Genomic DNA, 19,201 nt, shown 5'->3' with positions numbered 1-19,201 from the left:
GCCGTCGGCCGCCCCGTCACCCCGGGACTGTCGTGTGCGTCCGAGCGGCAGGCTCTAGATGTGCCCGGCGCCCGGTCCCGCCGCGTCCGCGTTGACGCCGCGCTTGGTGAGCAGCGCGACGAAGACGGCCACGAGGGCGACCCCGGCGGCGACGAGGCACGCCAGGCTCATGCCGGAGATGAAGGTGTCGTGGGCGACGCCCGTGATCTTCTCGGCGAGCTCGGCCGGCGTGCCCTTCGGCACCGGTGCGGCGCCCTGCTGGACCGCCTGCGAGGCCTGGTCGAGCTGCCCGCCGGTGAGCGGCGGCAGCTTGGCGTCGGCCCAGTTGCCCGCGAGGTCGTTGTCGACCTTGGAGGCCATCACGGCGCCCAGCACCGCCGTACCGAGGCTGCCGCCGATCTGCATCGCCGCCTGCTGGAGGCCGCCGGCGACACCGGAGAGCTCCATCGGCGCGTTGCCGACGATGACCTCCGTGGCGCCGACCATGACCGGCGCGAGACCGAGGCCGAGTCCGGCGAACCACAGCGACATGACGGCGCTGCCGGTGCCCGTGTCCAGCGTGGACATGCCGTACATGGAGATCGCGGTGAGCGCCATGCCGCCCGCCAGGGGCAGTCGCGGCCCGGTCTTGGTGATGAGGAAGCCGGCCAGCGGGGAGCCGACGATCATCATGCCGGTGAGCGGCAGCAGGTGCAGGCCCGCGTCGACCGGGCTCATGCCGTGCACGTTCTGCAGGTAGAAGGTGACGAAGAACAGGCCGCCGAGGAAGGCGATGGCCATCAGGACCATCAGCACCACGCCGGCCGACAGCGGTACGGAGCGGAAGAGGCCGAGGGGGACCAGCGGCTCGCGGACCTTGGTCTCCCAGAACGCGAAGAGGGCGAAGCCGAGCACCGAGGCGGCCAGGAAGGTCCAGGTGAGGCCGTCGCCCCAGCCCCACTCCGGCGCCTTGATGAGTGCCCAGACCAGGCAGAACATGGCGGCCGAGAGCAGGGCTATGCCGAGGAGGTCGAAGGAGCGCGGCGCGTTCTTAGCGCGGTGGTCGGTCAGGATCAGCGCGCCGAGGACCACCGCGAGGACGCCGACCGGCACGTTGATGAAGAACACCGACTGCCAGCTGACGTGCTGGACCAGCAGACCGCCGAGGATCGGGCCGCCCGCGGTGGACGCGCCGATCACCATGCCCCAGATGCCGATGGCCATGTTCAGCTTCTCGGCCGGGAAGGTGGCCCGCAGCAGACCGAGCGCGGCCGGCATCAGCAGCGCGCCGAACAGACCCTGGAAGACCCGGAAGGTGACCACCAGGGCGATGCTGTCGGACAGGCCGATGACGCCCGACGCGGCGGCGAAACCGACCACGCCGATCAGGAAGGTCTGCCGATGCCCGAACCGGTCGCCGAGCTTGCCCGCGGTGATCAGGGTGACCGCCAGGGCGAGGAAGTACGCGTTGGTGATCCACTGGACGTCGGCGAAGCTCGCGCCGAGGTCCTTGGCGATGGCCGGGTTGGCGATGGCGACGATGGTGCCGTCCAGGGCGACCATCATGACGCCGATCGCCACGCTGATGAGCGTCAGCCAGGGATGGCCACGCAACCCCTTCGCGGGGCTCGGTCCGGACGGGGTGGCCGAGGCCTTGTCGGCCGGGCCCGTCGCGTCGACGGTGGTCTGACTAGTCATACGTTCGAGATTAGTGACAGTCGCTGACAGTTGACAAACCGATTCACTAGTCGGTAACTGTCACGACACTCGGACGTACGCTGAGCTGGACGGATGGACGAAACGAGGACCCGATGGACACAGCGGCGCGACCGGGGCTGCGTGAGCGCAAGAAGCAGCGCACGCGCGACGCGCTGCTCCGGGCCGCTCTCGAACTGTTCACCAGCCAGGGGTACGAGCAGACGACGGTCGACGAGATCGCCGAGGCCGTCGACGTCTCCCAGCGCACCTTCTTCCGCTACTTCGCGGGCAAGGAGGAGGCCGCCCTCGCCGTGCAGGACATGACCGAGGCGCACTTCGTGGAGGCGCTGCGCGGCCGGCCGCCGGGCGAGGCCCCGCTGGAGGCGCTGCGCCGGGCGGTGCTGGAGAGCTGGGACACCATCGGCGAGGCGATCGCGCAGGTCGTGCCGCTCGAACTGCACATGCGGACCTTCCAGTTGATCGAGTCGACGCCGGCGCTGCTCGCGGCGCACCTGCGCCGCTCGGCCGAGGTGGAGGAGGAGCTCGCCCAGGTGATCGCGGGGCGGGAGGGCCTGGACGTGGACGCGGACCCGCGCCCGAGGGTCGCGGTGGCGGTGTTCGGCGGTGTGATGCGGGTGACCGCGAGGCGGTGGGGCGCCGGCGAGGACCTGAGCGTCGAGGCGATCCGGGAGTTGACCGCCTCCTATCTGGATCACCTGGGGCCCGCGCTGGCCGGCGACTGGCGCACGCGCCCGGAGCCGCGGAAGACGGGAACGCGTACGCCCCGGGGGTGACGATCACCTAACGCGGTGTCACCAAGTGCCGGACATAAGGCCGGTGTATGGATACGCAGCGTGAGTATTTAACTCAAACTGAACCCCCTATGACCCAATTACCCCACTGGAAACGTGATCCGCGTCACTCGGTTAACGCGAGACTCTCCCGTTCTCCTAGTGTGTCCTCCCAGTGACTTCCTTCGACCCCTCACCCCAACTCAACGCCTGGCGCGCACTGCTCGCGCTGGCCGTGGTGTTCGTGATGCTGGCGACCACCGGATGGACCGCGCTGCACAGCCACCGGGGCGCCTCGCCGCTCCAGGCGTCGCTCTCCAAGTGGGAGCACGGGCGCCTCGCCGGACAGCGGCTGCCGGACGCCGATTCCGCGCCGGGCCGCCTGGCCCGCTTCTTCGCCTCGCTCGACGCCCAGCAGCGCGACGGTCTCGCCCACCGCTACCCGCTGGCGGTCGGCAACATGAACGGCGCGCCGGCGAAGCTGCGTTACCGGGCCAACCGCATCGCGCTGGACCAGCAGCGCAGGGTCGAGGCGCACCGCACGCGCGACAACCGCCTCTCGTCCGCCGGCCAGCAGCAGGCGGCCCGCCGCATGCACCGCTACGAGGCACTCCTGCACGGCAAGCGGCAGATCCTGGCCTTCGACCCCACCGGCTCCGGCCGGGTCGCCGAGGTGTTCGGCGACCTCACCCGCGCCGAGCGGGTCTCGGTCGTGGTGCCGGGCGTCGACACGGACCTCCTCACCTTCCAGCGCTCCAGCCGGAAGTACACGGCGCCCGTCGGCATGGCGCGTTCGCTGTACCGGGCCGAGCGGGCGGCCGACGCCACGACGCGCACGGCCGTCATCGCGTGGGCCGACTACACGGCGCCCAGCGGACTCGGCATGGACGCCGCCACGGCCATGCGCGCCAGGGACGGCGCGGTCCGGCTCAACCGGCTGCTGCGCGCGCTGCCCGGCCGGGCGCCCGTCGCGCTGTACTGCCACAGCTACGGCTCGGTGGTCTGCGGGGTCGCCGCGCACGACCTGCCGGAGCGCGTCAGCGACCTCGCGGTCGCGGGCAGCCCCGGGATGCGCGCCGACAACGCCGGCCGGCTCGACACCTCGGCGCGGGTCTGGGCCATGCGGGACGCCGACGACTGGATCCAGGACGTGCCGCACCTGGAGGTCGGCGGACTCGGGCACGGCGCCGACCCGGTCTCCTCCGGCTTCGGGGCGCGCGTCCTGTCCGCGGCCGGGGCCAAGGGACACACCGGCTATTTCGAACCCGGCACCGAGAGCCTGCGCAACTTCGCGGAGATCGGCGTCGGCGCGTACGGCGCGGTGAGCTGCGCCCACAAGGACGGCGCCTGCACGGAGGGTTTGTCCGCCTCGGCGGCGGCGGAACGCGCGTAGAAAACGAAGAATCGCGGTCGGTTCGGGGAGGGGACGCGGGAGCGCGTGCCGCATACGATGAGCCGCATGGGTGACGTACTGGCCGGATTTCATGCCGCCTGGGAGTTCGAGTCCGACTCCGTGCTCATCCGCTTCGAGCGGGGGATCCGTACGCCGAAGCTGTTCCAGGCACTCGGCGAACGCCGGGTCCCCCTGGAGGCGCTCGCGGCCGTGACCCTCACTCCCGGGAAGCGGGGGACGGTGGTCCTGCACGCGGTGCCGAGGCCGGGCGCCGACCCGCTGATGGAGGCCGCGGCGGGCCAGCTGAAGGAGGGCTGCGACCCCTACCGGCTGGTGCTGCCCGCCGAGCGCGAGACCCTCGCCGAGTACTACGCGGACGAGCTGCGCGCCCTGCTCACGCAGGACGGTTCGCCCGCCGGGCGCCACCTGGTGGAGCCGCCCGAGGCACCCCGGAACTTCAAGGCGTACGACGCGAAGGCGTCCTTCGACGGCAAGGAGGTGTCGTTCCGGTGGTTCTGGACCGGCGCCTCCTCCGCCAAGTGGAAGGCCGGCGACCAGGTCCTCCCGGTCACCGGCCTCAGCGGGGTCGAGTGGCGCTCCCCCGAGGTCTTCGAGGGCCACCTGCGGCTGCTGCACCGTGAACCGGCCGTCCCGCAGCCCGCGCAGGCCGACCAGGACCCGGCGGCCGTCGTCTTCGGGCTCGGCTACGGCCCGGTGCACGAGTCGCTGCCGTTCGCCGCCTCCGTGCTGGCCGCCGTGCGCGCCGCGGGTCCGCCGGCCGCGGTCCCCGCCTCGACGGCGCCCCGCCGCGACCCCGCCGACATCGCCGACCGCATCCGTCACCTGGGCGAGCTGCACCGGGCGGGCCTGGTGACGGACGAGGAGTTCACGACGAAGAAGGCGCAGCTGCTGGCGGAGCTGTAGGGCGCGGCCGTGCGGACCCGGTGGGCTACTCGCGGCCCGCCGACGTGAAGGTCATGTCCGCGTAGCGGTCGCCGGCGACCTGGGCGGCGATCGGCTCCAGCAGGGCGAGCTCGTCGTCGGTGAGGACGATGCGGGTGGCGGCGGTGTTCTCCTCGACGCGGGTGCGCCTGCGGGTGCCGGGGATCGGTACGACGGTCAGCCCGTGCACCGCGGCCCGCTGCTGCACCCAGGCCAGCGCGATCTGTCCCGGCGAGGCGTCGTGCGCCTTCGCCACCGCCCGCACCGGCTCCAGGAGGGCGGCGTTGGCGGCGGCGTTCTCGCCCGTGAAGCGCGGCTGGTGACGCCGGAAGTCGTCCGGGGTCAGGTCCTGCTCGGCGTTCGCGAAGGCACCGGTGAGGAAGCCGCGGCCGAGCGGCGAGTACGGCACCAGGGCCACGCCGAGCTCCTTGGCCGCGGGGACCACGCCGGCCTCGATGTCCCGGCTGAACAGGGACCACTCCGACTGCACGGCCGCGATCGGGTGGACGGCCTGCGCGGCGCGCAGCTCGCGGCCCGTGACCTCGCTCAGCCCGAGGTGCTTCACCTTGCCCTCGCGGACCAGCTCGGCCATGGTCCCGACGCTCTCCTCGATCGGGACGTCCGGGTCGCGGCGGTGCATGTAGTAGAGGTCGATCGCTTCGACGTCCAGGCGCTTGAGGCTCGCCTCCACCGCCTGGCGGATGTACGGCGTGTCGTTGCGGATGACACGCTTCGTCGGCTGGTCCGGCGGAATGGACAGGGCGAACTTCGTCGCGACGACCACCTCGTCCCGGTGGGCCTTGAAGAACGGGGAGAGGAATTCCTCGTTCTCCCCCGCCCCGTAGGCGTCCGCGGTGTCGTAGAGCGTGACGCCGAGTTCCAGCGCGCGTTCCAGGGCGGCCCGCGCCTCGCCGGCGTCCGTGGGGCCGTACGCGAAGCTCATGCCCATGCAGCCCAGGCCCTGCACGCCGACCTCCGGGCCTCCCGTGCCGAGCTGTGCCTGCGCGATCCTGCTGTCCGTCATCGGGGCCTCTCCGACACCGGGGCGCGCCCGGCGTCCGCGTAGAAACTGATCTTGTGGTCGAGCACGGCCAGGGTGTCCTGCAGCTCGGTGATCCGCGCCCGGACGTCCCGGCGGGTCGCTTCGAGCAGGGCGCACCGCTCGCCGTAGGTGTGGTCGCCCTCGCGCACCAGTTCCGCGTACCGCACCATGTCGGCGACCGGCATGCCGGTCAGCCGCAGCTTGCCGACGAGGCTGAGCCAGTCCAGGTCGCGGTTGCTGTAGCGGCGCTGGCCGGTGTGCGAGCGGTCGATGTGCGACATCAGCCCGATCCGCTCGTACCAGCGCAGGGTGTGCGCGGTCAGGCCGGTGAAGGCGACGACCTCGCTGATCGTGTAGTTGTCCCGGCCGTCCGGGCGCGGGTGGCGCTCGGGCGCCGTGGCGCAGACGTCCGTGCTGGTGCCGGTCTCGGCGTCGGCGGCCGTGGTCTCCATCACCGTCATGCCCCCACGCTAAAACCTTGGAGTGCACTCCAAGCAAGCGGAATCCGGCGAAATTCCTGCGACGGGGAGCTGTCGCGGTGCATACCGTGCGGGGCATGAGTCTCGTACGCCGTGCCCTGCCCGAGGACGCCGCGGAGCTGCTCCGCCTGCGCCAGGTGATGATCGACTCGATGGCCGGGGCGGACACCTCCACCGCCTGGCACGCCGAGTCCCTGCCCACCGTACGGCGCAGGCTCGCCGAGCCCGACGGGGACTTCGCCGCCTTCGTCGTGGGCCGTCCGGGGCGGCCGGGGACGCTCGCGGCGATGGTCGCCGGGACGGTGGAGTACCGCATCGGGCGGGAGGGCAATCCGCACGGCGCGGTGGGCCACGTGTTCAGCGTCGCCACCGATCCGCGGTGCCGGCGGCGCGGATACGCCCGCGCGTGCATGGAGTCCCTGCTCGACTGGTTCCGCGAGCGGGGCGTCCCGCAGGTCGACCTGAACGCCTCGGCGGCGGCGGAGCCGCTCTACGCCTCGCTCGGTTTCGTGCGCAAGCCCGACCCCTCGATGCGGCTCCGGCTGCGCGGCGCTTAGGCTCGGGGGCATGTCCTTGCAGAGCCTGGCGTCGATCGAGAACTGGCCCGTCCCCACCGCCGCGGCGGCCGTCGTCCGCGCGGACGGCACGGTGCTCGGGGCGCACGGCCCCGGCGGGCAGCGCTTCGCGCTCGCCTCGGTCACCAAACCGCTCGCCGCGTACGCCGCCCTCGTCGCGTACGAGGAGGGGGCGGTCGAGCTCGACGAACCGGCAGGGCCGGCGGGCTCGACGGTCCGTCACCTCCTCGCGCACACCTCCGGGCTCGCCTTCGACGAGCACCGGGTGACCTCGGCGCCCGGGGAGCGGCGGCTGTACTCCAACGCCGGGTTCGAGGTGCTCGGGGACCACATCGCCAAGGCCACGGAGATCCCGTTCGGGGACTATCTGCGGCAGGCGGTGCTGGAGCCGCTCGGCATGGCGTCGACCACGCTCGACGGGTCGCCCGCCAAGGACGGGGTGTCCACGGTGGACGACCTCGTGCGGTTCGCGGCGGAGGTGCAGGCGCCTCGGCTGCTCGATCCGCGGACCGTCGCCGAGGCCATGACGGTCCAGTTCCCCGGTACGAAGGGCGTGCTGCCCGGGTACGGGCACCAGAACCCCAACGACTGGGGGCTCGGTTTCGAGATCCGTGACTCCAAGTCGCCGCACTGGACGGGGAGTTCGTCCTCGCCGCGGACCTTCGGGCACTTCGGGCAGTCCGGTACGTTCCTGTGGGTCGACCCGGTTGCGGGGGTCGCCTGTGTGGCGCTCACCGACCGGGCGTTCGGGGCGTGGGCGAGTGAGGTGTGGCCGTCCTTCACGGACGCGGTGCTGGCGGAGTTGTCCGGGGGCGCGTGAGCCGTCCGGCTCGGCCCCGGGTTCCGCTCTGGCCCGGGTTCCGCGGGGCGTTTCTTTGACGCCTCGCCGGGGTCCCGGTTCCGCTCTGGCCCGGGTTCCGCTCGGCCAGGCGCTTCTTCGCCCCCTCCGCCCCTTCCCTTCCCGACGCGGGGCTCCGCCCCGGACCCCGCTCCTCAAACGCCGGAGGGGCTGAATTCTCCTCCCCTCTGGCCCGGAGAGGGGCGGATTTTCCCTCCCGTACCGACTCGGGGCTCCGCCTGCGGCCTGGAGGCGCGTTTCCCGGGGTCAGGCTGTCGTCATTTCCCAGATGATCAGTTCCGCCGGGGAGCCCGCTATGGCTTCCAGGTCCTTCGCGTCCGTGATGCGGGCCGCGTCGCCGGTCTCCAGTTCCAGGCCGTCGAGCCTGATCTCGCCGCGCACGACGTGGACGTAGACGAAGGGCGCGTCGGGGATCGCCGTGCGTTCGCTGGCGGTCAGGCGGCGGACGTGGAGCATGGCCCCGGCCTCCGGGACGGCGTACGGCGTGGAGTCCGCGATGCCGTGGACGACTTCGTGGACGGGGTCGCCGCCCGGCTCCAGCGGGGCGAGCCACATCTGCACGAAGGTCAGCGGCGTCAGCCCGTCGTTGCGCTCCACGTGCCGGACGCCGCCGCCGGCGCTCAGCCGCTGGACGTCGCCGGCCCGCACCCGCGACTCGTGGCCGGCGGAGTCGCGGTGCGTCAGCTCCCCCTCGATCACCCACGTGACGATCTCGGTGTGGCTGTGCGGGTGCTCGTCGAAGCCGGCGCCGGGAGCGAGCCGCTCCTCGTTGCAGGCGATCAGCGGGCCGAAGCGGAGGTTGTCGGGGTCGTAGTGGGGGCCGAAGGAGAAGGCGTGCAGGGACTCGATCCCGGCCGCCGGGTCCCCTCCGCGGTAGCGCTCGTCGGCGCGCCGTACGTCCATCACACGCCCACGGTAGTCCCGTGCGGGCGGCCTGCCGGGACCCGGCGCGGCGCACACGCGTCCGGATGAGGCAGTCTTGTCCCGTGCCCGAACCCCAAACCAGCAACACCGAACCCGCACCGCGCCCACCGCACACGCACACCGCGACCCTCAGGCGGCTGGAGAAGTCGTCCGGGAGTCTCGCCGCGCAGGCCATCGCGCGCATGGACGAGACGCTGCCGTGGTACCGGGCGATGCCGCCGGAGAACCGGTCGTGGATCGGGCTGGTCGCCCAGGCGGGAATCGCCGCCTTCACCGAGTGGTTCCGGCGTCCGGACGCCCCCCAGGCCATCTCCACCGACGTCTTCGGCACCGCTCCCCGCGAGCTGACCCGGGCGATCACCCTGCGCCAGACCGTAGAGATGGTGCGCACCACGATCGAGGTGATGGAGAGCGCGATCGACGAGGTCGCGGCGCCCGGGGACGAGTCCGTGCTGCGCGAGGCGCTCCTCGTGTACGCCCGCGAGATCGCCTTCGCCACCGCCCAGGTGTACGCCCAGGCCGCGGAGGCCCGGGGCGCCTGGGACGCGCGGCTGGAGTCCCTCGTGGTGAACGCCGTGCTGTCCGGGGAGGCCGACGAGGGCGCCGTGTCCCGCGCCGCGGCGCTCGGCTGGAACTCGCCCGAGCACGTCTGCGTCGTCCTCGGCACGGCGCCCGACGGCGACAGCGAGCTGACGGTGGAGGCCATCCGGCGCGCGGCCCGGCACGCCAAACTCCAGGTGCTCACCGGCGTGCTCGGCGACCGGCTCGTCGTCATCGCCGGCGGCAGCGACAACCCGCTCGCCGTCGCCAAGTCGCTGATCGGCCCGTTCGCGGCGGGCTCGGTGGTCGCCGGTCCGATCGTGCCCGATCTGCTGGCCGCGACCCGGTCCGCGCAGGCCGCCGCAGCGGGCCTCAAGGCGTGTTTCGCCTGGCAGGACGCCCCGCGGCCGGTGCTGGCGGACGATCTCCTCCCGGAGCGCGCGATCGCCGGGGACCCCTCGGCGCGCGAGCAGCTGGTGGAGGAGATCTACAGACCGCTGGAGGAGGCCGGATCGGCCCTCCTGGAGACGCTGAGCGTGTATCTGGAACAGGCGAGCAGCCTGGAAGGCGCGGCCCGGATGCTCTTCGTGCATCCCAACACCGTGCGCTACCGGCTCCGACGTGTGACTGACGTCACCGGCTGGTCGCCCTCCGATGTACGCTCCGCGTTCACGCTGCGCATCGCCCTGATCCTGGGGCGTCTGGCCGATGGAGATCCTCAGGCCTAGGCTTTTGTCGGGGGTCCACAATTCCCCCTCCTGTTCTTCGTCCCTGTCCCCACGGGCGGCCGTGGCCGTCCACAAGAGAGAGTGTGAGAGTGCTCGTACTCGTCGCTCCCGGCCAGGGCGCCCAGACGCCCGGCTTCCTGACTCCTTGGCTCGAACTGCCCGGTGCCGCCGACCGCGTCGCCGCGTGGTCGGACGCCATCGGTCTCGACCTCGCCCACTACGGCACCCGGGCCGACGCGGACGCGATCCGCGACACGGCCGTGGCCCAGCCCCTCCTCGTCGCCGCTGGACTGCTGTCCGCGTCGGCGCTCGGCGACGTGGCCCCGGGGGCCGTCGCCGGCCACAGCGTCGGTGAGATCACCGCCGCCGCGGTCGCGGGCGTGCTCGGCGAGACCGAGGCGCTGCGCCTCGTCCGCAAGCGGGGCCTGGCGATGGCCGAGGCCGCCGCCGTCACCGCGACGGGCATGTCCGCCCTGCTCGGCGGTGCCCCGGAGACGACGGTGCCGCACCTGGAGAAGCTCGGTCTGACGCCGGCGAACATGAACGGCGCGGGCCAGATCGTGGCCGCCGGTACGCTGGAGCAGCTGGCCGCCCTGGAGGCGGACAAGCCCGAGGGCGTCCGCAAGGTGATCGCCCTGAAGGTGGCCGGCGCGTTCCACACGCACCACATGGCGTCCGCCGTCGACGTGCTCGCCGAGGCCGCCGCGGACCTGACCCCGGCGGACCCGAAGGTCGCGTACGTGTCGAACAAGGACGGCCGGACCATCTCCACCGGTGCCGAGATCGTCTCCCGGCTCGTCGGCCAGGTCGCCAACCCGGTCCGCTGGGACCTGTGCATGGAGACGTTCAAGGAGCTCGGGGTGACCGCGCTGGTCGAGATGTGCCCCGGCGGCACCCTCACGGGGCTCGCCAAGCGCGCGCTGCCCGGCGTCAGGACGCTGGCGCTGAAGACACCCGACGACCTCGACGCGGCTCGCGAGCTCGTCGTCGAGTACAGCGCCGCATAAGGAGCCCGGAGAGCATGTCGAAGATCAAGGCAAGGAAGGGCGCTCCGTACGCGCGCATCCTGGGCGTGGGCGGCTACCGCCCGGTCCGGGTCGTGCCCAACGAGGTGATCCTGGAGACGATCGACTCGTCCGACGAGTGGATCCGCTCGCGCTCCGGGATCGAGACCCGGCACTGGGCCTCCCCGGAGGAGACGGTCGCCGCGATGTCGGTCGAGGCTTCCGGCAAGGCCATCGCGGACGCCGGGATCTCGGCCGAGCAGATCGGCGCCGTGGTGGTCTCCACCGTCTCGCACTTCAGCCAGACCCCGGCCATCGCCACCGAGATCGCCGACCGGCTGGGCACCGCGAAGGCCGCGGCCTTCGACATCTCGGCCGGCTGCGCGGGCTTCGGCTACGGCCTCACCCTCGCCAAGGGCATGATCGTCGAGGGTTCCGCCGAGTACGTCCTCGTCATCGGCGTGGAGCGGCTGTCCGACCTCACCGACCTGGAGGACCGCGCGACGGCCTTCCTGTTCGGCGACGGCGCCGGCGCGGTCGTCGTGGGCCCGTCCGAGGAGCCGCACATCGGCCCGACCGTCTGGGGCTCCGAGGGCGACAAGGCCGGCACGATCAAGCAGACCGTGCCATGGGACCGCTTCCATGTCGGAGACGTCTCCAACCTCCCGCTCGACTCCAAGGGCGAGATCAAGTTCCCCGCCATCACGCAGGAGGGCCAGGCGGTGTTCCGCTGGGCCGTGTTCGAGATGGCGAAGGTCGCCCAGCAGGCCCTGGACGCGGCCGGGATCGCCCCGGACGACCTGGACGTGTTCATCCCGCACCAGGCCAACGAGCGGATCATCGACTCGATGGTGAAGACTCTCAAACTGCCGGCGCACGTCACGGTCGCCCGCGACGTACGCACCACCGGCAACACGTCGGCCGCCTCGATCCCGCTCGCGATGGAGCGGCTTCTGGCGACCGGCGAGGCGAAGAGCGGCGACACCGCGCTCGTCATCGGCTTCGGGGCGGGTCTGGTCTACGCCGCCACGGTCGTTACCCTCCCCTAGTCACACCGTCCGGATCATCACCGGCCGGAGTACCGCCACATCCTCTGAACACACACCGAAGGAGCGCCTGACATGGCCGCCACTCAGAAAGAGATCGTCGACGGTCTCGCCGAGATCGTGAACGAGATCGCCGGGATCCCTGTTGAGGACGTCCAGCTGGACAAGTCCTTCACCGACGACCTGGACGTCGACTCGCTGTCCATGGTCGAGGTCGTCGTCGCCGCCGAAGAGCGCTTCGACGTCAAGATCCCGGACGACGACGTCAAGAACCTCAAGACCGTCGGCGACGCGACCGACTACATCCTCAAGCACCAGGCCTGATCACCCGATCTCCTGGGCTGACTGCCCCGCCACCCGGCGGTGGCGCCGCTGAATCCTCGTATCCGTTGGAGAAAGAATTCCCGTGAGCCCGACCAATCGCACCGTGGTCGTCACCGGTATCGGCGCAACCACACCGCTGGGTGGCGACGCAGCCTCTACCTGGGAGGGCCTGGTCGCCGGACGTTCCGGCGTCGGCCCCCTGGAGCAGGACTGGGCCGCCGACCAGGCGGTCCGCATCGCGGCGCAGATCGCCGTGGAACCGGGTGAGGTCATCCCCCGCCCGCAGGCCCGCCGCCTGGACCGCTCGGCGCAGTTCGCGCTGATCGCGGCCAAGGAGGCGTGGGCCGACGCCGGCTTCACCGCCAAGGCCGGTGAGGACACCGCCGTCGAGCCCGAGCGTCTCGGCGCGGTCATCGCCTCCGGCATCGGCGGCGTGACGACCCTGCTCGACCAGTACGACGTGCTCAAGGAGAAGGGCGTACGCCGCGTCTCCCCGCACACCGTCCCCATGCTGATGCCGAACAGCCCCTCCGCCAACGTGGGCCTCGCCGTGGGCGCCCGGGCGGGCGTGCACACCCCGGTCTCCGCCTGCGCCTCGGGCGCCGAGGCCATCGGCTACGCGATCGAGATGATCCGCACCGGCCGCGCCGACGTCGTCGTCGCCGGCGGCACGGAGGCGGCCATCCACCCGCTGCCCATCGCCGCCTTCGGCAACATGATGGCGATGTCCAAGAACAACGACGACCCGCAGGGCGCCTCGCGTCCGTACGACGTCGGCCGTGACGGCTTCGTCCTCGGCGAGGGCGCCGGCGTCCTCGTCCTGGAGTCGGCCGAGCACGCCGCCAAGCGCGGTGCGCGGGTCTACGCGGAGGCCGTCGGCCAGGGCATCTCGGCGGACGCCCACGACATCGTGCAGCCGGAGCCGGAGGGCCGCGGCATCTCGCACGCCCTGCGGAACCTGCTCGAGAACACCGACCTGGACAAGGCGGAGGTCGTGCACGTGAACGCGCACGCCACCTCGACGCCGGCCGGTGACGTGGCCGAGCTGAAGGCGCTGCGCAAGGTGTTCGGCGACGACACCGACCACATCGCGGTCTCCGCGACCAAGTCGATGACCGGGCACCTGCTCGGCGGCGCCGGCGGTGTCGAGTCCGTCGCGTCGGTCCTCGCCCTGTACCACCGGATCGCCCCGCCGACCATCAACGTGGAGAACCTCGACCCGGAGGCGGAGGCCAACGCCGACATCGTCCGCGGCGAGGCGCGCAAGCTGCCCGTCGAGGGCCGTATCGCCGCGCTGAACGACTCGTTCGGCTTCGGCGGCCACAACGTCGTCCTGGCGTTCCGCACCGTCTAGGGCCGGACGTACGGCGTCGGCTTCCGGTCGTACGCCGAGCGGCACGGGGAGGGGCCCCCGCCTTCGGGCGGGGGCCCCTTCGCATGCCGGTGAGGCGGGTCAGACCACCTGGTGGAGCCAGCGGACGGGGGCGCCCTCGCCGGCGTGGCGGAAGGGCTCCAGCTCGTCGTCCCAGGGCTTGCCGAGGAGTTTGGCGAGTTCGCCCTCCAGCTCGCTCTCGCCGCGCTGGGAGCGGACCAGCGCGGCGCGCAGCCGGTCCTCGGGGATCAGGATGTCGCCGTGGATACCGGTGACGGCGTGGAAGATGCCCAGGTCGGGGGTGCAGCTGTAGCGCTCGCCCTCAGCTGTCGGGCAGGGCTCGGCGGTGACCTCGAAACGCAGCATCTGCCAGCCGCGCAGCGCCGAGGCGAGCTGGGAGGCCGTACCCGCCTCGCCCTTGAAGGAGAACTCGGATCTCCAGGTGCCGGGCGCCGCCGGCTGCCGGATCCAGTCGAGGCTGACGCGCGTACCGAGCACGCCCGCGACTGCCCACTCGACGTGCGGGCACAGCGCGCGCGGCGCGGAGTGCACGTAGAGAACTCCACGTGTCGTCACCGGGACCTCCGGGCAGAGCGGGACATCTTGTAACTTAGCGGAACGGCAGTGGCAGGGCGGCCACGGGGCGAGGCTACCGTGCGGCGGCGCAAGGAGTGTGACGTACCGTCGGTCCCAGGGCGCAGAAACACCGAGGTTTCACCCGGCGGGACGCGTGCCGGACTTCCTGTCGGGGTCCGAGGCCGCCCCGGGCGGCCCGCGGCCGCCGGACTTGACGCGGCGCCGGCCGAGTGTGCACGACGAACGAGGGGAACTGGGATGCGGAAGCGGAGCCACCGTTCACGGACCGTCCTCGCCGTCGCGGCGGCGACCGTCCTGGGCATCGCGGGGTGCGACGCCTCCGGTGGCGACGCGACGGCCCCCGGGGGCGCCGCCGCGAAGGCCCGCCCGTCCCCGCGGCCGACGCCCGCCTGGGACCGCAGCCCGGAGTCCCTGGTCGCGGTGGGCGACTCCATCACCCGCGGCTTCGACGCGTGTTCGGTGCTGTCCGACTGCCCGGAGGTGTCGTGGGCGACGGGCGGCGACGCGGGCGTGCGCAGTCTCGCGGTGCGGCTGCTCGGCCGGACCGGGGCCGCCGAGCGCAGCTGGAACTACGCGGTGACCGGGGCGCGGATGGCGGACCTGCCGGGCCAGATGACCCGGGCGGCGGCCAGGAAGCCGGAGTTGGTGACCGTCATGGTCGGCGCCAACGACGCCTGCCGCGCGAGCGTCTCGGCGATGACCTCGGTGGCGGACTTCCGGGACCGGTTCGAGGACGCGATGCGGACCCTGCGCACGGCCGCGCCCAGGACCCAGGTGTATGTGTCGAGCGTGCCGGACCTGAAGCGGCTGTGGTCGCAGGGGCGCGGGAACGCGCTGGGCAAGCAGGTGTGGAAGCTGGGCATCTGCCCCTCGATGCTGGGGGACGCGGACGCCCTGGACGCGGCGGCGAACCAGCGCCGTGCCGCGGTCCGAAGCCGCGTGGAGGCGTACAACTCCGTCCTGGAGGAGGTCTGCGCGAAGGACCGGCGGTGCCGCTTCGACGGCGGCGCGGTCTTCGACTACCGCTTCGGCACGGCCCAGTTGAGCCACTGGGACTGGTTCCATCCGAGCCGTGACGGCCAGGCGCGGATCGCGGAGATCGCGTACCGGACGGTGACGGCGAGGAAGCCGGCCGCCTGATCCGGGGGGTACGCGTGCGCGTGGCGGGCGGGTCCGGAGCGTAGGGTCTCGATCATGCCTAGCGAACTCTTCGGCACCCTCTCCGACGGCGCCCGTGTCCACCGCTGGACGCTGGAGCGCTCGGGAGTGCGGGTGCGGGTACTGACGTACGGCGGGATCGTGCAGTCGGCCGAGGTGCCGGACCGGGACGGGCGGACCGTGGACGTGGTCCTCGGGTTCCCGCGGCTCGACGACTACCTGGCCCACCCCGAGCCCTACTTCGGGGCGCTGGTGGGGCGGTACGCGAACCGGATCGCGGGCGGGCGCTTCCCGCTCGACGGCCGGACCTTCCGGCTGGCGCGGAACAACGGGCCCAACTCCCTGCACGGTGGGGAGCGGGGCTTCGACAAGCGGGTGTGGGACGCGGAGCCGGTCGAGCACGGAGTGCGCCTGTCGCGGGTGAGCCGGGACGGCGAGGAGGGCTTCCCCGGCCGCCTGGAGGTCTCGGCGACCTACACGCTGGACGGGGACGGCGCGCTGCGGATCTCCTACGAGGCGGTCACGGACGCGCCGACGGTGGTGAACCTGACGAACCACACGTACTGGAACCTGACCGGTTCGGGGAACGCGGGTGGCCACGAACTGCGGCTGGACGCCTCGCGGTTGACGCCGGTGGACGACGATCTGATCCCGACCGGTGAGTTGGCGGCCGTCGAGGGGACGCGCTTCGACTTCCGGACGGCGCGCAAGGTCGGCTTCGGCTACGACCACAACTTCGTGCTCGACAAGGGCCTGAGCGACAGCCCGGTGGAGGTGGCCGAGCTGTACGACCCGGCGTCCGGGCGGCTGTTGTCGGTGGCGACCACCGAGCCCGGCCTCCAGCTGTACACGGCGGACCACCTCGACCCGTCGGTGCCCTTCGCGCCGGGCGACGGCATCGCGCTGGAGACGCAGCATTTCCCCGATTCCCCCAACCGGCCCGAGTTCCCCGGCACGGGGCTGCTGCCGGGCGAGGTGTACCGGTCGGAGACGGTGTTCGGGTTCTCCGTACGGGACTAGGGCCTCTCGTCGGCCGCGGCGGCCCGGTCGGCACGACGGGCCCTGGGGCGGACGAGCCCCGGTCCGGCCGTCAGGTTCCGGACCGGGGCTGCTTCCCGGGGCGTCCCGCAGTCACGCCTCGATGATCGTGCGCACCCGGCGGTCGGCAAGGGAACGGCCTGCCTGAACCTCGTACGAACCCTTCACAAGACGCCACGCGCCGGCGGCCGTGTCCCAGATCTCGAAGGCGCGGCGCGGGAGTTCGACGACGGCCTCGGCGCTCTCGCCGGGGGCCGCCCGTACGGTCGTGAAGCCGGCCAGCCGGCGGGCCGGCCGGGCGGGGTCCGGGTCCACGGGGGCGAGGTACACCTGGACGACCTCGCGTCCCGTACGCGCACCGGAGTTGCGCAGGCGGACGGTGGCGGTGCTGCCGGCGACCTCGACCGACTCGTAGGTCCAGTCGGTGTAGCCGAGTCCGTGCCCGAAGGGGTACGAGGGGGTCCTGCCCTCCTTCTCCCAGGCGCGGTAGCCGATGAACACGTCCTCGGTGTAGTGCAGTTCGCCGTCGGCCGGGGTGACCCGGGTGACCGGGGCGTCCTGGAGGGAGCCCCAGGTGGTGGGCAGCCGGCCGCCCGGCTCGTGGGCGCCGGTGAGGACGTCGGCGAGGGCGGCGCCGCCCTCCTGGCCGGGGAACCAGGCGAGGAGCACGGCGGCGACCTCCTGGCGCCACGGCAGTTCCACCGGGGAGCCGGAGTTCACGACCACGACGGTGTTCGGGTTGGCGGCGGCGACGGCGCGGACCAGGTCGTCCTGGCGGCCGGGCAGCCGCAGGTCCTGGCGGTCGAAGCCCTCGGACTCCACCCGCTCGGTGGTGGCGACCACGACGACGGCGGTGTCGGCGGCGCGGGCGGCCTCGACGGCCTCGGCGATCAGCTCCTCGGGGTCGCGCCTCGGCTCCTGGTGGACGAGCGTGAAGGTGACGACCTTCATGGGGGCGTCCTCGGGAAAGGTGACCGTGTGGCGCAGGGACACCTCGTACGTGCGCCCCGCCGTCAGCTCCACCCGGGCGCGCTCGACGGGGGCGCCGAAGAAGGAGAGGAACGGATCGTCCCTGTCGGTGCGCACCACGTCGTCGTACCGCACCTGTCCGTCGACGGTGAGGGTGAAGGCGCCGAGACCCTTGGTGCCGAAGATGTGCGGGCCGCTCTCTCGCGGGGTGAAGGTGCCGGCCAGCTCGACGCTGTGCAGGGCGTCGTGCGTGACGCCCTCGGGCAGGTCGTCGCCCATCCACTGGAGGTGCCCGGTGGGTGCGTTGCCGGTGCCGATGACCGTGCCCCGGGCGTCGCGGCAGACCGCGCGGAGCGCGAACCCCTTGTCGGCGGGGGCGAGTTCCTCGTTCGGGTCGGCTCCGACGGCGTACGTCAGGGTGCCCTCGGGGAGGGCGGCGGTGAGGCCGTCGAGCGGGGAGACGACGTGTGCCGGGAAGACGGTGGCGGATCCCCCGCCGAGCACGCGGGCGTCGCGGGCGGCGGCGCCGAGCAGGGCGACCCGGTGTCCCTCGGGCAGCGGGAGGGCGCCCTCGTTGCGTACCAGGACGAAGGAGCGGCGGGCGATCTCACGGGCCAGCGCCTCGCCGTCGACGGGGGCGGGCGGCTCGCTCACGACCGGCTCGGCGCCCTCCAGGAGGCCGACGCGGGCGGCGAGACGCAGGACGTTGCGTACGGCGCCGTCCACCGTGGACCGGGCGAGGTCGCCGTCGCGCACGGCGCGGGCCAGTGCCTCGCCGTACACGGTCCGCGGGCCCGGCATGGCGACGTCGAGGCCGCCCTCCATGGCGCCGACGGTGGAGCGGGCGGCCGTCCAGTCGGAGACGTTGCAGCCGTCGAAGCCCCATTCGCCGCGCAGCACCTCGTTCACGAGGTGGCGGTGCTCGGTCATCGTGGGGCCGTTGACCGCGTTGTAGGCGGTCATGACGCCCCAGGGGCGGGCGTCCGCCACGATGGCCTCGAAGGGGGCCAGGTACAGCTCGCGCAGGGCGCGCTCCGAGACCACGTTGTTCACGGTGAAGCGGTCGGTCTCGGCGTCGTTGGCGACGAAGTGCTTCACGGTGGTGGCGACGCCGCCCGACTGCACGCCGGTCACGTACGCCGCGCCGATCCGGCCGGTCAGGAACGGGTCCTCGCTGTACGCCTCGAAGTGGCGTCCGCCGAGCGGGGAGCGGTGCAGGTTGACGGTGGGCGCGAGCAGCACGTGGACGTGCTTGCGGCGGGCCTCCTGGGCGAGGAGGACACCGGCGCGGCGGGCGAGGCCGGGGTCCCAGGTCGCGGCGAGCGCGGTCGGGGACGGCAGGGCGACGGAGGGGTCGTCGGCGGTCCAGCGCACCCCTCGGACGCCGACCGGGCCGTCGGACATGACCAGGGACCGCAGCCCGATCTCGGGGAGCGCGGGCAGGGACCACATGTCCTGCCCGGCCAGCAGCCTCGCCTTCGCGTCCGGGCCGAGCCTGCCGAGGGCCGCCTCGACGGCCGTCTCACGGGCCAGGTCCGCCGCCTCCACCGTCCGCTGCTGCGCTGCTGCTTCCGCCACGGCGTGCCTCCTCGTCGAAGTCCTCGGGCGCCTCCATCCTGCACCGGGCGCCGCACCGCCGTGCGGGCGGACCTGGCGGCGGTGCCGCGCGAGCGGTGCGGGGAGCGGCACGCACCATGGCGTGCGCCCCGTGCGTCACGCGATACTGCGGCCGTTCCAAGCACC

Annotated in this window: 18 protein-coding genes; 12 read left to right on the top strand and 6 right to left on the bottom strand. The window is 72.7% G+C overall.

The features are described from left to right. Window positions 1-54: 54 nt before the first annotated feature. Window positions 55-1,677 (bottom strand): MFS transporter, encoded by a 1,623-nt coding sequence (locus ACWGIS_RS10100; protein ID WP_453361910.1) that lies wholly within the window; start codon window positions 1,675-1,677, stop codon window positions 55-57. A 113-nt stretch (window positions 1,678-1,790) separates the two neighbouring features. On the opposite strand from ACWGIS_RS10100, the gene ACWGIS_RS10095 reads away from it, so the two are divergent. From ACWGIS_RS10095 to ACWGIS_RS10085, 3 genes are all read left to right on the top strand, one after another. Next, window positions 1,791-2,471, top strand: a complete 681-nt coding sequence (locus ACWGIS_RS10095) for a TetR family transcriptional regulator (RefSeq protein ID WP_453361909.1) — start codon at window positions 1,791-1,793, stop codon at window positions 2,469-2,471. Window positions 2,472-2,643: 172 nt separating this feature from the next. After that, window positions 2,644-3,861 carry an alpha/beta hydrolase gene (locus ACWGIS_RS10090; protein ID WP_453361908.1) on the top strand — a complete coding sequence of 406 codons (1,218 nt, stop codon included), beginning with the start codon at window positions 2,644-2,646 and terminating at the stop codon, window positions 3,859-3,861. A 66-nt stretch (window positions 3,862-3,927) separates the two neighbouring features. After that, window positions 3,928-4,785 carry a DUF4429 domain-containing protein gene (locus tag ACWGIS_RS10085; protein WP_453361907.1) on the top strand — a complete coding sequence of 286 codons (858 nt, stop codon included), beginning with the start codon at window positions 3,928-3,930 and terminating at the stop codon, window positions 4,783-4,785. Between the two features lie 25 nt (window positions 4,786-4,810). Here ACWGIS_RS10085 and ACWGIS_RS10080 read toward each other — a convergent pair whose 3' ends face one another. Beyond that, the gene (locus ACWGIS_RS10080) at window positions 4,811-5,827 is read right to left on the bottom strand and encodes an aldo/keto reductase (protein ID WP_453361906.1); all 1,017 of its coding nucleotides are present in this window, start codon (window positions 5,825-5,827) and stop codon (window positions 4,811-4,813) included. Further along, window positions 5,824-6,306 (bottom strand): MerR family transcriptional regulator, encoded by a 483-nt coding sequence (locus ACWGIS_RS10075; protein ID WP_453361905.1) that lies wholly within the window; start codon window positions 6,304-6,306, stop codon window positions 5,824-5,826. Before ACWGIS_RS10075 ends, ACWGIS_RS10080 begins: the two co-directional genes overlap by 4 nt. Window positions 6,307-6,401: 95 nt before the next feature. Between ACWGIS_RS10075 and ACWGIS_RS10070 the strand changes: the two genes are divergently transcribed. Both ACWGIS_RS10070 and ACWGIS_RS10065 read left to right on the top strand, forming a co-directional pair. Then, window positions 6,402-6,881, top strand: coding sequence for a GNAT family N-acetyltransferase (locus ACWGIS_RS10070; RefSeq protein ID WP_453361904.1), 480 nt, complete (start codon window positions 6,402-6,404; stop codon window positions 6,879-6,881). 10 nt (window positions 6,882-6,891) lie between these two features. After that, the gene (locus ACWGIS_RS10065; RefSeq protein WP_453361903.1) at window positions 6,892-7,719 is read left to right on the top strand and encodes a serine hydrolase domain-containing protein; all 828 of its coding nucleotides are present in this window, start codon (window positions 6,892-6,894) and stop codon (window positions 7,717-7,719) included. A gap of 285 nt (window positions 7,720-8,004) precedes the next feature. On the opposite strand, the gene ACWGIS_RS10060 is transcribed toward ACWGIS_RS10065, so the two are convergent. Further along, window positions 8,005-8,661, bottom strand: a complete 657-nt coding sequence (locus ACWGIS_RS10060) for a pirin family protein (RefSeq protein ID WP_453361918.1) — start codon at window positions 8,659-8,661, stop codon at window positions 8,005-8,007. 83 nt (window positions 8,662-8,744) lie between these two features. Between ACWGIS_RS10060 and fasR the strand changes: the two genes are divergently transcribed. The 5 genes from fasR (at window position 8,745) to fabF (ending at window position 13,678) form a co-directional block, all read left to right on the top strand. Next, on the top strand, window positions 8,745-9,950 hold the full coding sequence (gene fasR, locus ACWGIS_RS10055; protein ID WP_453361902.1) for a fatty acid biosynthesis transcriptional regulator FasR: 1,206 nt from the start codon (window positions 8,745-8,747) through the stop codon (window positions 9,948-9,950). A gap of 89 nt (window positions 9,951-10,039) precedes the next feature. Beyond that, window positions 10,040-10,957, top strand: a complete 918-nt coding sequence (locus ACWGIS_RS10050) for an ACP S-malonyltransferase (RefSeq protein WP_453361901.1) — start codon at window positions 10,040-10,042, stop codon at window positions 10,955-10,957. A 14-nt stretch (window positions 10,958-10,971) separates the two neighbouring features. Continuing rightward, a complete protein-coding gene (locus ACWGIS_RS10045) occupies window positions 10,972-12,003 on the top strand; it encodes a beta-ketoacyl-ACP synthase 3 (protein WP_453361900.1) in 1,032 nt (343 codons plus the stop codon). 72 nt (window positions 12,004-12,075) lie between these two features. Beyond that, window positions 12,076-12,324 carry an acyl carrier protein gene (locus ACWGIS_RS10040; RefSeq protein WP_121403240.1) on the top strand — a complete coding sequence of 83 codons (249 nt, stop codon included), beginning with the start codon at window positions 12,076-12,078 and terminating at the stop codon, window positions 12,322-12,324. A gap of 82 nt (window positions 12,325-12,406) precedes the next feature. Beyond that, the gene (gene fabF, locus ACWGIS_RS10035) at window positions 12,407-13,678 is read left to right on the top strand and encodes a beta-ketoacyl-ACP synthase II (protein ID WP_453361899.1); all 1,272 of its coding nucleotides are present in this window, start codon (window positions 12,407-12,409) and stop codon (window positions 13,676-13,678) included. A 99-nt stretch (window positions 13,679-13,777) separates the two neighbouring features. On the opposite strand, the gene ACWGIS_RS10030 is transcribed toward fabF, so the two are convergent. Continuing rightward, on the bottom strand, window positions 13,778-14,272 hold the full coding sequence (locus tag ACWGIS_RS10030) for a DUF3145 domain-containing protein (RefSeq protein WP_355779488.1): 495 nt from the start codon (window positions 14,270-14,272) through the stop codon (window positions 13,778-13,780). A 258-nt stretch (window positions 14,273-14,530) separates the two neighbouring features. On the opposite strand from ACWGIS_RS10030, the gene ACWGIS_RS10025 reads away from it, so the two are divergent. Beyond that, window positions 14,531-15,433 carry an SGNH/GDSL hydrolase family protein gene (locus ACWGIS_RS10025; RefSeq protein WP_453361898.1) on the top strand — a complete coding sequence of 301 codons (903 nt, stop codon included), beginning with the start codon at window positions 14,531-14,533 and terminating at the stop codon, window positions 15,431-15,433. A gap of 54 nt (window positions 15,434-15,487) precedes the next feature. Continuing rightward, window positions 15,488-16,471, top strand: a complete 984-nt coding sequence (locus tag ACWGIS_RS10020; protein WP_453361897.1) for an aldose epimerase family protein — start codon at window positions 15,488-15,490, stop codon at window positions 16,469-16,471. Between the two features lie 111 nt (window positions 16,472-16,582). On the opposite strand, the gene ACWGIS_RS10015 is transcribed toward ACWGIS_RS10020, so the two are convergent. Continuing rightward, on the bottom strand, window positions 16,583-19,036 hold the full coding sequence (locus ACWGIS_RS10015; RefSeq protein ID WP_453361896.1) for a beta-glucosidase: 2,454 nt from the start codon (window positions 19,034-19,036) through the stop codon (window positions 16,583-16,585). Window positions 19,037-19,201: the final 165 nt, after the last annotated feature.

This window comes from Streptomyces sp. NPDC054842, assembly GCF_053611025.1.
Note: the sequence above shows the minus strand (reverse complement) of the source record. Positions and strands in the feature narration are given on the sequence as shown.

Excerpts from the sequence above, each read along its gene's own strand:
- ACWGIS_RS10100 (WP_453361910.1), bottom strand. The coding sequence starts at position 1,677 with ATGACTAGTCAGACCACCGTCGACGCGACGGGCCCGGCCGACAAGGCC.
- ACWGIS_RS10095 (WP_453361909.1), top strand. The coding sequence starts at position 1,791 with ATGGACACAGCGGCGCGACCGGGGCTGCGTGAGCGCAAGAAGCAGCGC.
- ACWGIS_RS10085 (WP_453361907.1), top strand. The coding sequence starts at position 3,928 with ATGGGTGACGTACTGGCCGGATTTCATGCCGCCTGGGAGTTCGAGTCC.
- ACWGIS_RS10080 (WP_453361906.1), bottom strand. The coding sequence starts at position 5,827 with ATGACGGACAGCAGGATCGCGCAGGCACAGCTCGGCACGGGAGGCCCG.
- ACWGIS_RS10075 (WP_453361905.1), bottom strand. The coding sequence starts at position 6,306 with ATGACGGTGATGGAGACCACGGCCGCCGACGCCGAGACCGGCACCAGC.
- ACWGIS_RS10070 (WP_453361904.1), top strand. The coding sequence starts at position 6,402 with ATGAGTCTCGTACGCCGTGCCCTGCCCGAGGACGCCGCGGAGCTGCTC.
- ACWGIS_RS10065 (WP_453361903.1), top strand. The coding sequence starts at position 6,892 with ATGTCCTTGCAGAGCCTGGCGTCGATCGAGAACTGGCCCGTCCCCACC.
- ACWGIS_RS10060 (WP_453361918.1), bottom strand. The coding sequence starts at position 8,661 with ATGGACGTACGGCGCGCCGACGAGCGCTACCGCGGAGGGGACCCGGCG.
- ACWGIS_RS10045 (WP_453361900.1), top strand. The coding sequence starts at position 10,972 with ATGTCGAAGATCAAGGCAAGGAAGGGCGCTCCGTACGCGCGCATCCTG.
- ACWGIS_RS10040 (WP_121403240.1), top strand. The coding sequence starts at position 12,076 with ATGGCCGCCACTCAGAAAGAGATCGTCGACGGTCTCGCCGAGATCGTG.
- ACWGIS_RS10025 (WP_453361898.1), top strand. The coding sequence starts at position 14,531 with ATGCGGAAGCGGAGCCACCGTTCACGGACCGTCCTCGCCGTCGCGGCG.
- ACWGIS_RS10020 (WP_453361897.1), top strand. The coding sequence starts at position 15,488 with ATGCCTAGCGAACTCTTCGGCACCCTCTCCGACGGCGCCCGTGTCCAC.